We start from the raw sequence: 14,667 nt of genomic DNA, 5'->3' as shown, positions 1-14,667 counted from the left end.
ATGCGCAAGACAGCTCTGTTCGCTGCCGTCCTGACGACGTTCGCCGCGACGCACGTGTCCGCCGCCGACCTGCCGGGTAAAGGCATTACCGTTAAACCGCTGCAAAGCACCATTGCTGAAGAAACCTTCCAGACGCTGATTGTCAGCCGCGCGCTGGAGAAACTCGGCTATAGCGTGGAGAAACCGGGCGAAGTCGATTACAACGTGGCTTACACCACAATCGCTGCCGGTGACGCTACCTTTGTGGCCACTAACTGGCAGCCGCTGCACGACGATATGTATAAAGCCGCTGGCGGTGACAGCAAGTTTTACCGCGAAGGCACCTACGTTGGCGGTGCTGCCCAGGGCTATTTAATTGACAAAAAAACCGCTGAAAAATATCACATCACCAATATTGAACAGCTGAAAGATCCAAAAATTGCCAAACTGTTCGACAGTAACGGGGATGGTAAAGCGGACATGACCGGCTGTACGCCGGGCTGGGGCTGCGAAGCGGTGATTAATCACCAGAACAGCGCGTTTGGCCTGGCCGATACCGTTACCGCCAATATGGGTAACTATTCGGCAATGGTGGCCGATACGCTGGCGCGCTTCAAACAGGGTAAACCGATTCTCTACTACACCTGGACACCTTACTGGTTGAGCGATGTGCTGAAACCGGGCCGTGACGTAGTCTGGCTGCAGGTGCCGTTCTCCTCCCTGCCTGGCGAACAGAGCAAAGTGGATACCAAACTGGCAAATGGTGCGAATTACGGCTTTCCGGTGAACACCATGCATATCGTGGCGAACAGAGCCTGGGCAGAGAAAAACCCGGCCGCCGCAAAGCTGTTTGCGGAGATGAAGCTGCCGATTAAGGATATCAACGCGGAGAATGCCGCCATGCATGCGGGTCAGGCATCTGAAGCGGATATCAACCATCATGTGGATGGCTGGATTAAAGGTCATCAGGCGGAGTTTGATAAGTGGATCAATGACGCTCTGGCCGCCGCGAAATAAACGCCATCGTTTTATGTAGTCAGCGGGCGGCCTTCGGGTCGCCCGCACTGTTTCCGTCGCCGATAAGCGCAGCGTGCGCTATAACGCACTGGTACGTCCTGTTAATTATCACAACTATGAAATAATTTTTTCGGTTACTATTATCCCCATATGATTATTTCACTGTGTATCCGCTCATGAGCTCATCTCCGGCACGCCTCAGTGCCCCATTAGTGGCGCTGATGTCAGTCGCGACAGGGCTGGCGGTGGCCAGTAACTATTACGTGCAGCCGCTGCTCGATACGATTGCGCATCAGTTTGGTCTCTCTGTCAGCGTAGCGGGCTTTATCGTGACCACCGCGCAGCTTGGCTACGCCTGTGGATTGCTGCTGCTGGTGCCGCTGGGCGATATGCTGGAACGGCGTGCTCTGATTGTTTCAATGAGCCTGCTGGCGGCGGGCGGCATGATGCTGACCGCCCTCTCCTCTTCGCTGACGCTGATGCTGCTGGGTACGGTGGTAACCGGTCTCTTCTCAGTGGTGGCACAGCTTCTGGTGCCGCTGGCGGCCACGCTGGCTGCTCCGGAAAAGCGTGGCAAAGTGGTAGGCACGGTCATGAGTGGCCTGCTGCTGGGCATTTTACTGGCGCGTACCGTTGCCGGCGCGCTGGCTCAGGTTGCCGGGTGGCGCAGCGTTTACTGGTGCGCCAGCGTGCTGATGATCCTGATGGCGCTGGCGCTATGGCGCTATCTGCCGCGCTACCAGCAGCGCGTGCCGCTTAACTATCTGCAGCTGCTGCGCTCAATTTTCTCACTGTTCAGCGCCGATCGGGTGTTACGTACCCGGGCGCTGACCGGCTGCCTGAGTTTTGCAAACTTCAGCATGCTCTGGACTTCAATGGCCTTTTTACTCGCTGCACCGCCGTGGAATTTCAGCGAGGGCGAGATCGGCCTGCTGGGTCTGGCAGGGGCAGCAGGCGCGCTGGCGGCGCGTCAGGCGGGCGGACTGGCAGACCGGGGCAAAGCAAAACTCACCACCAGCGCCGGACTGGTGATCATGCTGATCTCCTGGGGCGTTACCGCACTCGGCAGCAGCAGCCTGCTGGCGCTGATTGCCGGCATTGTGCTGCTGGATCTGGCGGTTCAGGGCGTACATATCACCAACCAAAGCGTTATCTATCGCACTATGCCTGAAGCGCGTAATCGCCTGACATCCGGCTATATGACCAGCTATTTTACCGGTGGGGCGCTCGGCTCGGTGATCTCGGCCAACGCCTTTCATCTGTTTGGCTGGTATGGCGTCTGTGCGGCGGGTGCCCTGGCGACGCTGCTTAATCTGATAATCTGGTGGCGTAACGCCAGCGCAGAGCCTGCCTGAGCAAGAAAAACAGCGTAAATCGGTAAGCGGCGCTGTCCATTAACAGGTGAGTTTGATATCGTTAGCAGTGTACTTATTCACTGTAGTTATTTTTACTCTCGAAATTATTCCACAGCGAAGCGGTTAGCGCGCTGAATGTGATAATTCTACGTTGCAATCAAGAGGTTTTTTTAGATGGAAAGTTCGTTTACTCCCATTGAGCAGATGCTGAACGTCCGGGCAAATCGTCATAAAGATTTTCCGCTGCAGGAAATTATCCTGACCCGCCTGTGTATGCATATGCAGGGCAAGCTGCTGGATAATCGCAACAAGATGCTCAAGGCACAGGGAATTAACGAAACCTTATTTATGGCGCTGATCACGCTGGATGCGCAGGAAAACCAGAGCATTCAGCCATCAGAACTGAGTGCGGCACTGGGCTCTTCACGCACCAACGCCACGCGCATTGCGGATGAACTGGAAAAGCGCGGCTGGATCGAACGCCGTGAAAGCGACAACGATCGCCGCTGCCTGCATCTGCATCTGACGGAAAAAGGCAACGAGTTTCTGCGTCAGCTGCTGCCGCCCCAGCACCAGAGCCTGCAGTATCTCTGGTCGTCACTGAGCGCCACCGAGCAGGAGCAGCTGGAAGCCATCACGCGCAAGCTGCTTAACCGTCTGGACAAAATGGACGAAGATCAGGTTATCGCCTCACTCTCTCGCTAATAGCAAGAAGTGCGACACAACCCCCTGCCGAAATCGCTATTTTAATTTTCCTTTATCTGGCCAGCGCCTTTTGCGCTGGCTTTTTCGATTCGGGTTACCGTGTTGATGGATCAGCACACCCCGACTTATGGCAAACGTGGAGAACGACATGAGTGCGACAGCGGAAGCTCAAAGCCCGCAACAGCCTGCAAACAAGAAGAAGAAGCGTAAAATTGCGCTGATCCTGCTGGCTGTCGTGTTTATTGTGGCCGGTATTGGCTATCTGACTTACTGGTATCTGGTACTGCGTCATTTTCAGGAGACTGATGATGCCTATGTAGCAGGCAATCAGGTGCAGGTGATGGCGCAGGTTTCCGGCAGCGTTAACAAAGTATGGTTTGATGATACCGATCGCGTCAAAAAAGGCGACGTGCTGGTCTCACTGGATAAAACCGATGCGCAGCAGGCCTTTGAAAAAGCGCAGACCGCCCTGGCCACCAGCGTCCGCCAGACGCACCAGCTGATGATCAACGGCAGGCAGTATCAGGCCACGATCAAGCTGCAGCAGACGGCACTGGAACAGGCTGAAGCCGATCTGAAGCGCCGCGAACCGCTGGGCGCCTCAAATCTGATTGGCCGTGAAGAGCTGCAGCACGCGCGTGACGCCGTGGCGACCGCGAAAGCGCAGCTTGACGTCGCTGTGCAGCAATATAATGCCAACCAGGCGATGATTCTGAACACCAGTCTGGAAAACCAGCCTGCGGTGCAGCAGAGCGCCGCTGCCCTGCGCGACGCCTGGCTTAATCTGCAGCGTACCGATATACGCAGCCCGATTGATGGCTATGTTTCACGCCGCAGCGTGCAGGTAGGCTCGCAAATCTCCACCACCACCCCGCTGCTGGCCGTAGTGCCCGCCACCAACCTGTGGGTAGATGCCAACTTCAAAGAGACGCAGCTTGCCGGCGTCCGCATCGGCCAGTCTGCAACTGTAGTCAGCGATATCTATGGTGATGATGTGGTCTATCACGGCAAGGTCGCGGGACTCGATATGGGGACCGGCAGCGCCTTCTCGCTGCTGCCCGCGCAAAACGCTACCGGCAACTGGATCAAAGTCGTACAGCGCCTGCCGGTGCGTATTGAACTGAACCCGGATGAAGTGGCGGCGCATCCGCTGCGCATCGGACTCTCGACTCTGGTGAAGGTTGATACGCAGAACAAAGAGGGTGCAGTGCTGGCAGGCGCCGTTCGTCCGCAGGCCGCCTATGAGAGCAACGCGCTGGCGATTGATCTTGCGCCGGTCAACCAGATGATTACCGCTATCGTTCGTGCCAACGCGGGCTGATCCGCCGGAGACTGTTATGGCACAAAAACCGCTTGAGGGCGCGCCACTTGTTCTGATGACTATCGCCCTGTCGCTGGCGACATTTATGCAGGTGCTCGACTCAACTATCGCCAACGTGGCGATCCCGACCATTGCCGGTAATCTGGGCGCGTCGAATTCACAGGGCACCTGGGTTATCACCTCGTTCGGGGTGGCTAACGCCATCTCGATTCCGATTACCGGCTGGCTGGCAAAGCGCATCGGTGAAGTGAAGCTTTTCACCTGGGCAACCATTCTGTTTGCGCTCGCCTCCTGGGCGTGTGGCATGTCAGAAAGCCTGGAGATGCTGATCTTTTTCCGTATTCTGCAGGGAATTGTGGCCGGTCCGCTGATCCCGCTGTCGCAAAGCCTGCTGCTGAGTAACTACCCTCCGGCTAAACGCAGTATTGCCCTGTCGCTGTGGGCGATGACGGTGATCGTTGCGCCAATCTGCGGCCCGATCCTGGGCGGCTGGATCAGCGATAACTATCACTGGGGCTGGATCTTCTTTATCAACGTGCCGATTGGCATCGTGGTGGTGATGCTGACGCTGCAGACGCTGCGCGGTCGTGAAACCAAAACTGAGATCCGCCCGATCGATATTGTCGGTCTGGTGCTGCTGGTGGTGGGCATCGGCGCGCTGCAGGTGATGCTGGATCGCGGTAAGGAGCTCGACTGGTTCAGCTCGACAGAGATTATCGTGCTGGCGGTGGTCGCCGTGGTAGCGCTGGCGGTGCTGCTGGTGTGGGAGCTGACGGACGATCATCCGATCGTTGACCTGTCGCTGTTTAAAATGCGCAACTTCACCATTGGCTGTCTGTCGATAAGCCTGGCCTACATGCTCTACTTCGGCTCCATTGTGCTGTTGCCGCAGCTGCTGCAGGAGGTCTACGGCTATACCGCCACCTGGGCCGGACTCGCATCTGCCCCGGTCGGGATTATTCCGGTGATCCTCTCACCCATTATTGGCCGGTTCGCCCACAAGCTCGATATGCGCCGGCTGGTGACCTTTAGCTTTATTATGTACGCCGTCTGTTTCTACTGGCGCGCCTACACCTTTGAGCCCGGCATGGACTTCGGCGCATCCGCCTGGCCGCAGTTTATTCAGGGCTTTGCCGTGGCCTGTTTCTTTATGCCGCTGACCACCATTACGCTGTCGGGACTGCCGCCGGAGCGCCTCGCCGCAGCCTCCAGCCTCTCTAACTTTGTGCGTACGCTGGCAGGATCGATCGGAACCTCTATTACCACGACCCTGTGGACCAACCGCGAGTCGATGCATCACAGCTATCTGAGCGAATCCGTCAATCCTTACAACCAGAATTCGCAGGAGATGTATGCGCAGCTGGAAGGCATGGGCATGAGCCACCAGCAGGCGTCTGCGTGGATTGCGCGGGAGATCACTAATCAGGGCCTGATTATTTCAGCCAATGAGATTTTCTGGGCGTCTGCGGGGGTGTTTGTGATTCTGCTGGTGCTGGTATGGTTTGCCCGTCCGCCATTTGGTGCAGGCGGCGGAGGGGGTGGCGCACACTAGCCGCCACTATGCAAAACGGGCCGCTATGGCCCGTTTTTTTTATGCGTTCTGACGCCACCATTCGGCCAGCAGAATACCGGTTGCTACCGAGACGTTCAGGCTCTCGACGTTGCCGGTTCCGCCAATCGACAGGTTGAGTTCGCCCTGCCGGAAGGTGCTGTCTGAAAGCCCTTCCCGCTCCTGACCCAGCACCAGTACCATTTTCGCCGGCAGTTCGGCGCGCGCCAGCGGCGTGCCCTCATGGCTCGACGTGGTCACGATGGTGTAGCCCGCCTTGCGGAACGCATCAAGGCTTGCAGCGAAATCTTCGCCGTTGATCGCCTGTACGTGCTCAGCGCCGCCTTCAGCAGTACGTACGGCGGCACCCGACTCCAGCTGCGACGCGTCGTTCACCAGCAGCCCCTTCACGCCAAAATGCGCGCAGCTGCGCATAATGCCGCCCAGGTTATGTGGGTTGCTCACATCTTCCAGCGCCAGCACGCAATCTTTACGCTCTGCCTTTTTCAGCCACTCTGATACCGCCATGCCGCTGCGCTTTTTGATAATAAAGCAGACGCCGCCGTGATGTTCAGTACCGGACGCTTTCGCCAGCTCAGCCTCCTCAACCACGTGATACGCTTTGCGGTTTGCGGCCAGCCAGCGCAGTGTTTCGCGGAAGCGCGGCGTAACGCTCTGGACAAACCAGGCGCGCACGATGCTCTCCGGACGGCTCAGGAAGAGCGCCTGACAGGCGTTTTCGCCATAGACGCGCGTCTCTTCCTGACGCTGACGGCGGATCTGCTCGGAATCGATTACCGGCTTCGCGTCAGCGGCGTCATCCGCCGGGCTGCCAGCAGCGGCAACCGGCGGGCGGGATACGGTGCGCCACGGCGAATCACTGAAGCCGCGATCGTCGCGGTCGTTACGCTCAGGGCGGCTGCTGCGCTCGCTACGGTCATTACGATCCGTGCGGCGGCCGCGTCCGGCATCATCGCTGCTGCGCGGCGCGCGTGAGCGGCCAGCGTCGTCACGGCTGCGTGAGCGACCGGAATCGTCACCGCTGCGTGGCGCGCGCGCGCGATCGCTTTCGTCATTGTTGCGATTGCTGCGGGGAGCAGAGCGACGATTATCTTCCTGGCGCGCAGCAGGACGGCCGCCTTTGCCGGTACGCGGATTTGGCTTACTGCCGCCCTCCTCTTCACGTACATACATCACTTTTACCTTGCCGCTTTTGCCTTTAAATTCGTCGTTCATCTGTTCCTCCAGCATTGAGAGCGCGAAGATTACCTGATGTGCCAGCGCTTAGCTATCAACTATTGAACCTATTGGGTAATCCAGATTGAGCATAGCATCCAGCCTTTTCATAATACGACTCTATCATCAGATTTACAGGACCGGTTTGAGATGACAATGAATACTGTATGCGCCGGCTGTCAGGCAGTTAACCGCGTTCCCGAAGCGCGTCTGGCCGACGGTGCAAAGTGCGGTCGCTGCGGCGAAGCGCTTTTCAACGGCGAGGTGGTTAATGCCACGGCCGCTACGCTGGATAAATATCTGCAGGATGACCTGCCGGTCGTGATCGACTTCTGGGCGCCGTGGTGCGGCCCCTGCGTGAACTTTGCGCCCGTATTTAAAGAAGTTGCGGCCGAACGCAGCGGCAAAGTGCGTTTTATTAAAGTCAATACGGAAGCTGAGCAGGCGCTCAGCACGCGTTTTCGTATCCGCACGATCCCGACCATCATGATTTTTAAACGGGGCGAAATGGTCGATATGCTGAATGGCGCGATGCCGAAAACGCCGTTTAATGAGTGGCTCGACGAAACCCTGTAGTCACTGAAGGCCAGCAGATTGCTGGCCTTGCTTTCCCCCTTCTATTACACTGACGTTTTTCCTGCCCTGCCTGTCTATGTCTGAAAATGCTGTTCTGCGCTTACGGGCGCAACGTCTGGCCCGCGCTACGCGGCCCTTTCGCGCGCGCGGTAATCGCGTTGTGCGCTGTCAGCGCTGTCTGTTGCCGCACAGGCACTGCCTGTGTGCCACGCTGCAGCCGCAGCAGTCGCGCAGCCGCTTCTGCCTGGTGATGTTCGATACTGAACCGATGAAGCCCAGCAATACCGGACGCCTGATTGCCGATGTGCTGCCGGATACCCTCGCCTTCGGCTGGTCGCGAACAGAGCCTGACCCGGCGCTGCTGGCAGCAGTGCAGAGCAGCGACTATCAGCCGGTGGTGGTGTTCCCCGCCTCTTATGCCGATCCCGGACGTGAGGTGCTGACTGCGCCGCCGGTCAGCGGTAAACCGCCACTGTTTATTATGCTGGATGGCACCTGGTCTGAGGCGCGCAAAATGTTTCGTAAAAGCCCGTGGCTGGACCATTTTCCGGTGATGTCACTGAGCGTGAGCACCCCATCGCGCTACACCCTGCGGGAGGCGCACGGCAAAGGGCAGCACTGCACGGCAGAGGTCGCTGCGGCCCTGCTTGCTCAGGCGGGCGACAGCGCGGCCGCCAGCGCCCTGCAGCAGCACTTTGAACAGTTCCGTCACGCCTACCTTGCGGGCAAACCACACCATCCGGTTCATACACAGCAGGCGATAAACAGCAGCGAAAACTGAAGCTGGCTCGCAGCCTGACAGCAGCAAATCGGTTTTCGCTGTAAAAGCGTTTACAATCATGCCAATCCCGACAGCAGGAGTGGATGATGAGTCAACGTGGACTGGAAGCGCTGTTAAGACCTAAATCGATTGCGGTAATTGGCGCCTCGGTAACGCCGGGGCGTGCCGGCTATTTCCTGATGCGCAACCTGCTGGCGGGCGGCTTTAGCGGCCCGGTGCTGCCGGTTACGCCAAAATATAAGGCGGTACAGGGCGTGCTGGCATGGCCCGATATCGCCAGTCTGCCTTTTGCTCCCGATCTGGCCATTATCTGCACCCATGCAAAGCGCAATCCAGAGCTGCTGCAGCAGCTGGGCGAAAAAGGCTGCAGAGCCTGCATTATTCTCTCCTCACCCGCCAGCCAGCTTGAGACGCTGAAAACCTGCGCCAGCCAGTGGCAGATTCGCCTGCTCGGCCCTAACAGTCTTGGACTGCTGGCCCCGTGGCAGGGGCTGAACGCCAGCTTCTCGCCGGTGCCCATCGCTAAAGGGCGTATTGCTTTTGTTTCACAGTCTGCCGCGGTCTCAAATACCATCCTCGACTGGGCGCAGCAGCGGAATCTCGGCTTCTCCTGGTTTATCGCGCTGGGCGACAGCCTCGATATCGATGTCGATGACGTGCTCGATTTTCTGGCACGCGACCCGAAAACCAGCGCTATCCTGCTCTACCTGGAACACCTGAGCGATGCCCGGCGTTTTGTCTCCGCCTCGCGCAGCGCCTCACGCAATAAGCCTATTCTGGTCATCAAAAGCGGACGCAGCCGGGAGGCGCAGGCGATGATTGGCACCCTGAGCGGCCTGGATGCCGCCTGGGATGCCGCAATACAACGCGCCGGCCTGCTGCGCGTGCAGGATACGCATGAACTTTTCTCTGCGGTTGAATCACTCAGCCACATGCGTCCGCTGCGCGGCGAGCGACTGATGATCGTCAGCAACGGCGCTGCGCCGGCTGCTCTGGCGCTGGATGCGCTCTATGCGCGCAGCGGTAAGCTGGCTTCGCTGGATGAGGCGATGCGACAGAGAGTAGCCTCACTACTGCCGGAGGGCGCTGGCCGGGGAAACCCGCTGGATTTAAAAGATGACGCCACACCTGCCCGCTACGTTGCCTGCATTGAACTGCTGCTCGACAGTCATGATTTTGACGCCCTGATGATTATTCACTCCCCCAGCGCGGTTGCGCCAGCGACCGAGACGGCGGAGCAGATTATTGCTGCACTCGCGCGTCATCCGCGCGGCAGGCAGATCACGCTGCTGACTAACTGGTGCGGTGAATCCTCATCCCAGGCGGCGCGGCGCGCCTTTACCCAGGCCGGCATTCCGACCTGGCGCACCCCGGAAGGCACCGTGACCGCGTTTATGCATCAGGTCGAGTATCGCCGTAACCAGAAGCAGCTGCGGGAAACGCCGGCGCTGCCACCGGGGCTGCAGCAAAACAGCGCTAAAGCGCATCAGCTGCTGCAGCAGGCACTTGACCGCGGTGTGACCACGCTGGATACCCATGAGGTGCAGCCTGTTATGCAGGCTTATGGTCTGACAACGCTGCCCGGCTGGATCGCAAGCGACAGTCAGGAAGCGGTCACTATTGCTGAGCAGACGGGCTATCCGGTCGCCCTCAAACTGCGCTCGCCCGATATCGCCCATAAATCTGAGGTACAGGGTGTGATGCTCTATCTGCGCAGCGCTGCCGAGGTGAAACAGGCCGCACAGGCTATTTTTGAGCGCGTGCGCAGCACGCATCCACAGGCGCGCGTCGATGGCCTGCTGGTACAGAGTATGGCCAGCCGGGCTGGCGCTCAGGAGCTGCGCGTAGTGGTAGACCAGGATCCGCTGTTTGGCCCGATTATCCTGCTCGGCGAAGGGGGGGCTGAATGGCAGCCTGATAAGCAGGCCGCCGTAGCGCTGCCGCCGCTGAATATGACGCTGGCGCGCTATCTGGTGATTCAGGCGATAAAAAGCGGCAAGATCCGCAGCCGCAGCGCGCTGCATCCGCTCGATATCGCCGGGCTGAGCCAGTTGCTGGTACAGGTATCAAACCTGGTGGTGGATTGTCCGGAGATCCAGCGGCTTGATATTCATCCGCTGCTGGCATCGGCAGAAACCTTTACCCTTATTGACGTCATGCTGCAGTTGGCCCCTTTTAGCGGCGACAGCGAGGCGCGGCTGGTTATCCGCCCTTACCCACAGCATCTGGAGGAGCAGGTTGAGCTGAAAGATGGCCAGCACTGCCTGTTTCGCCCAATCCTGCCTGAGGATGAGCCGCAGCTGCGCGCTTTTATTGCGCAGGTGACTAAAGAGGATCTCTACTACCGCTATTTCAGTGAAATCAGCGAATTCACCCACGATGATTTAGCCAATATGACGCAGATAGATTACGACCGCGAAATGGCGATTGTGGCGGTACGCCAGCGGGAAGGCGCTGAAGAGGAGATTATCGGCGTTACCCGCGCGATATCTGACGCTGATAATGTCGATGCGGAGTTTTCAGTGCTGGTTCGTTCCGATCTCAAAGGGCTGGGTATGGGGCGACGGCTGCTGGAGAAGATGATTCGCTATACCCGCGATCACGGTCTGCAACAATTGAACGGTATAACCATGCCGCACAATAGCGGCATGATTACGCTGGCGCGCAAACTTAACTTTCGCGTGAATATTCAGCTTGATGATGGCATTGTCACGCTTAATTTACCGTTGATTGACGTCGTAACGCCGCCTGTAGAGAACGGTAAAAATCCTCCTCAACAGGTGAGTTGATGTTATTATTTGACGTTAGGATCATGATTTGATGGCAAAAGGCCATACAAATGAACAGAGAAGAAGTGCACTGTGATGTTGTCTAAATTTAAACGCAATAAACACCAACAACACCTCGCACAGCTGCCTAAACTGTCACAATCTGTGTCGGATGTGACCACGCTTTTTTCGCCCGCTGAGTTTCGCGAAACGCTGCTGGCAAAAATTGCAGCGGCAGAAAAACGCATCTGTATTGCTGCGCTCTATCTGGAAAATGATGATGGCGGCCGCAGTATTATGGAGGCGCTGTATGCGGCGCGTCAGGCTCGTCCGGAACTGGATATCGCCATTCTGGTAGACTGGCATCGTGCGCAGCGTGGACGTATCGGTGCGGCGCGTGGCCTGACCAATGCTGACTGGTACTGCGAGATGGCTACCCGGCATCCGGATATTGCTATTCCGGTTTATGGTATTCCGGTTAATACGCGGGAAGCGCTGGGCGTCCTGCATCTCAAAGGTTTTATCATCGACGATACGCTGCTTTACAGCGGAGCCAGCCTGAATGATGTCTATCTGCATCAGCATGAACGGTACCGCTACGATCGCTATCAGCTGATTCGTAATCCACAGTTAACGAATGCGATGTATGAGTGGATCGATGAAAACCTGAAACAGTCTGATGCGGTCAACCGCCTCGATCAGGCTGAGCGTCCTTCCAGCCCGGAAATCAAAAACGAGACGCGTCAGTTTCGCAGCGAGCTGCGCAGTTTTCATTATCATTTTACCGGCGATGCCGGTAACGATACGCTGGCGGTGACGCCGCTGGTGGGTCTGGGCAAGCGCAGCTTACTTAATAAAACTATTTTCCATCTGATGCCCTGCGCCGAGCAGAAGCTGACGCTCTGCACACCTTACTTTAATCTGCCTGCCATTCTGGTGCGTAACCTGATCCATCTGCTGCGTCAGGGCAAGGATGTCGAGATTATTGTCGGTGATAAAACGGCGAACGATTTCTATATTCCGCCGTCTGAGCCCTTCAAAGTGATCGGCGCCCTGCCCTACCTTTATGAGATCAACCTGCGCCGTTTTCTCAGCCGCCTGCAGTACTATGTTGATAACGGTCAGCTGACGGTACGCCTGTGGAAAGATGGTGAGAACAGCTATCACCTGAAAGGCATCTGGGTTGATGATGAGTGGATGATGATCACCGGCAACAACCTTAATCCGCGCGCGTGGCGTCTGGATCTGGAAAATGCCGTGTTGATTCACGATCCGCTTAATCAGCTGGCGGAACAGCGCGAGAAAGAGCTGACGCTAATCCGCGAACATACTACGGTGGTGACTCACTTTCGCGAGCTGGAAAGTATCTCTGACTACCCTGCCAAAGTGCGCAAGCTTATCCGTCGTCTGCGACGTATCCGCATCGACCGGCTGATCAGCAGGTTGCTGTAAAATCGTGCGGGCGTGCATCCTCTGTATAGCGTTGCTGTGTAGCGGATGTGCGCATCAGGCGCAGGATAGCTGGACCGGTAAAGATAAAGCGCAGCACTATGTCGCCTCCGCGCTGCTTGCTGCCGCCGGCAGCGAAATTGCCCATCACCAGCAGCAGGATACCGCCCAAAATATGGGTTTTGGCCTGATGTTTTCACTCAGTTTTGGCGCGGCAAAAGAGCTCTATGACAGCCGTGCGGCAGGAAGCGGCTGGAGCTGGAAAGATCTGGCATGGGATGCCGCCGGCGCTGCCAGCGGCATCATGCTCTGGAATATCCGTCACTGACTACAGCGCAATTCCTTTTCCCTTGCGATGCAGCATAAGTGAGACCAGGAAAGAGAGCGCGCCCATGGCTGAGACATACCAGAAGAAGCTGGTTTCGATACCTTCTCTTTTCATCAGCAAAGCGACATATTCAGCCGAGCCGCCAAAAATCGCGTTGGCCACCGCATAAGAGAGTCCTACGCCCAGCGCACGCACCTCTGGCGGAAACATCTCAGCCTTAAGGATTCCGCTGATGGCGGTATAGAAGCTGGTGATAATCAGCGCCAGCATAACCAGCAGGAATGCGACCCAGTGACTCTCAGTATGCTGCAGCAGCAGCAGAACAGGTACGGTACAGGTTGCGGCGCCCGCGCCAAATATCATCATGGAAGCCCGCCGTCCGATTTTATCTGATAGCGCACCGACAACAGGCTGGATCACCATAAAGACCAGTAACGCCCCCGTCATCAGACCGCTGGCACTGCGCGCGTCCATTCCGGCACTATTGACCAGATACTTCTGCATATAGGTGGTAAAGGTGTAGAAGCTCAGCGAGCCGCCGGCGGTAAAACCCAGCACCATAAAGAATGCGCGTGAGTGATTGCGCAACAGCCCGATCACGCTGCCCGCATCGCGATGCGTACGATGCGATTTCTCAGAGGTTTCATTGAGAGAGCGTCGCAGCCAGAGTGCGACGATGGCCAGTCCGGCACCGATGAAAAACGGAATACGCCAGCCCCAGCTGCGCAGCGCTTCATCATCCAGCAACTGTTGCAGTACGACTACGGTTAATACTGCCATTAGCTGACCGCCAATCAGCGTCACATACTGAAAAGAAGCATAAAAGCCTTTTCGCCCTTCCAGCGCGACTTCACTCATATAGGTTGCACTGGTGCCATACTCGCCACCCACTGACAGTCCCTGAAACATACGTGCCAGCAGGAGAATGATCGGCGCTGCTATGCCAATTTCGCCATAGCCCGGCAGGCACGCTATTACCAGAGAGCCCAGGCACATCATGCAGACCGAGATCAGCATGGAGGTTTTACGTCCATGTTTATCGGCAATGTAGCCAAACAGCCAGCCGCCAATCGGTCGCATCAGGAAACCTGCAGCGAATACCCCTGCTGTTTGCAGTAGCTGCGTGGTGGTATCGCCTGCCGGAAAAAAGACATGAGCAAAATAGAGGGAGAAAAAAGAGTAAACGTAAAAGTCAAACCACTCAACCAGGTTACCGGATGACGCACCGACAATTGCCCTGATCCTTTGCCGCGTTTCGGCTGCTGATACGGGCGGTCGGCTGTTTTGATGTTCCAGATGGGTCATGCTTTACCTCATTTCCTTGCGAAGAAAGAACGCGAAGCGGGTAGTAAAACATTAGTTTGCCCGGTAAGGGAATTGTCGCTGCTCCGGAATGAGACGCGATAATAAAGAATGAGGACAGGTGCCGCTGCTGGATATCAACCAGCCTGACCGCATCGCTGACTTTATCGCCAGCTGGCTGAAAAAAGCTTAAATTTTACTCATTTCTGCGTTTTCTGCAGACGTAAAAAAGCCCTGAACGTCTGTTCAGGGCTTTTTTACTTGATGGATGCCTGGCAGTTCCCTACTCTCGCATGGGGAG

General features: G+C 57.0%; 12 protein-coding genes. 10 read left to right on the top strand and 2 right to left on the bottom strand.

Features of this window, described 5'->3' with window-relative positions:
* From proX to emrB, 5 genes are all read left to right on the top strand, one after another.
* Nucleotides 1–996, top strand: coding sequence for a glycine betaine/L-proline ABC transporter substrate-binding protein ProX (proX, locus tag DBY66_RS11660; protein WP_094111736.1), 996 nt, complete (start codon nucleotides 1–3; stop codon nucleotides 994–996).
* A gap of 176 nt (nucleotides 997–1,172) precedes the next feature.
* Nucleotides 1,173–2,351 carry an MFS transporter gene (locus DBY66_RS11655; RefSeq protein ID WP_094111737.1) on the top strand — a complete coding sequence of 393 codons (1,179 nt, stop codon included), beginning with the start codon at nucleotides 1,173–1,175 and terminating at the stop codon, nucleotides 2,349–2,351.
* 174 nt (nucleotides 2,352–2,525) lie between these two features.
* On the top strand, nucleotides 2,526–3,056 hold the full coding sequence (mprA, locus tag DBY66_RS11650; RefSeq protein WP_039379772.1) for a transcriptional repressor MprA: 531 nt from the start codon (nucleotides 2,526–2,528) through the stop codon (nucleotides 3,054–3,056).
* Between the two features lie 148 nt (nucleotides 3,057–3,204).
* Nucleotides 3,205–4,377 carry a multidrug efflux MFS transporter periplasmic adaptor subunit EmrA gene (gene emrA, locus DBY66_RS11645; protein WP_094111738.1) on the top strand — a complete coding sequence of 391 codons (1,173 nt, stop codon included), beginning with the start codon at nucleotides 3,205–3,207 and terminating at the stop codon, nucleotides 4,375–4,377.
* Between the two features lie 16 nt (nucleotides 4,378–4,393).
* Nucleotides 4,394–5,929 (top strand): multidrug efflux MFS transporter permease subunit EmrB, encoded by a 1,536-nt coding sequence (emrB, locus tag DBY66_RS11640; protein ID WP_039379775.1) that lies wholly within the window; start codon nucleotides 4,394–4,396, stop codon nucleotides 5,927–5,929.
* Nucleotides 5,930–5,968: 39 nt separating this feature from the next.
* Here emrB and DBY66_RS11635 read toward each other — a convergent pair whose 3' ends face one another.
* Entirely contained in the window at nucleotides 5,969–7,162 is a 1,194-nt protein-coding gene (locus tag DBY66_RS11635) for a tRNA/rRNA methyltransferase (RefSeq protein WP_108570369.1), read from the bottom strand.
* 156 nt (nucleotides 7,163–7,318) lie between these two features.
* On the opposite strand from DBY66_RS11635, the gene trxC reads away from it, so the two are divergent.
* The 5 genes from trxC to DBY66_RS11610 all read left to right on the top strand — a co-directional run bounded on the left by trxC (nucleotide 7,319) and on the right by DBY66_RS11610 (nucleotide 13,064).
* Entirely contained in the window at nucleotides 7,319–7,738 is a 420-nt protein-coding gene (trxC, locus tag DBY66_RS11630) for a thioredoxin TrxC (RefSeq protein WP_039385620.1), read from the top strand.
* Between the two features lie 76 nt (nucleotides 7,739–7,814).
* Entirely contained in the window at nucleotides 7,815–8,519 is a 705-nt protein-coding gene (locus DBY66_RS11625; RefSeq protein WP_108570365.1) for a tRNA-uridine aminocarboxypropyltransferase, read from the top strand.
* Between the two features lie 86 nt (nucleotides 8,520–8,605).
* Complete coding sequence (locus tag DBY66_RS11620) at nucleotides 8,606–11,308, top strand: bifunctional acetate--CoA ligase family protein/GNAT family N-acetyltransferase (RefSeq protein ID WP_108570366.1); 2,703 nt, start codon at nucleotides 8,606–8,608, stop codon at nucleotides 11,306–11,308.
* Between the two features lie 75 nt (nucleotides 11,309–11,383).
* Complete coding sequence (pssA, locus tag DBY66_RS11615; protein ID WP_071668497.1) at nucleotides 11,384–12,739, top strand: CDP-diacylglycerol--serine O-phosphatidyltransferase; 1,356 nt, start codon at nucleotides 11,384–11,386, stop codon at nucleotides 12,737–12,739.
* 4 nt (nucleotides 12,740–12,743) lie between these two features.
* Nucleotides 12,744–13,064 (top strand): YfiM family lipoprotein, encoded by a 321-nt coding sequence (locus tag DBY66_RS11610; protein ID WP_108570367.1) that lies wholly within the window; start codon nucleotides 12,744–12,746, stop codon nucleotides 13,062–13,064.
* On the opposite strand, the gene DBY66_RS11605 is transcribed toward DBY66_RS11610, so the two are convergent.
* A complete protein-coding gene (locus DBY66_RS11605) occupies nucleotides 13,065–14,369 on the bottom strand; it encodes an MFS family transporter (RefSeq protein ID WP_108570368.1) in 1,305 nt (434 codons plus the stop codon).
* Nucleotides 14,370–14,667 lie beyond the last annotated feature (298 nt).

The organism is Pantoea sp. RIT413 (assembly GCF_003057675.2).
Lineage (GTDB): Bacteria > Pseudomonadota > Gammaproteobacteria > Enterobacterales > Enterobacteriaceae > Pantoea > Pantoea eucrina.
This window is presented reverse-complemented; position numbering and strand designations above follow the sequence as displayed.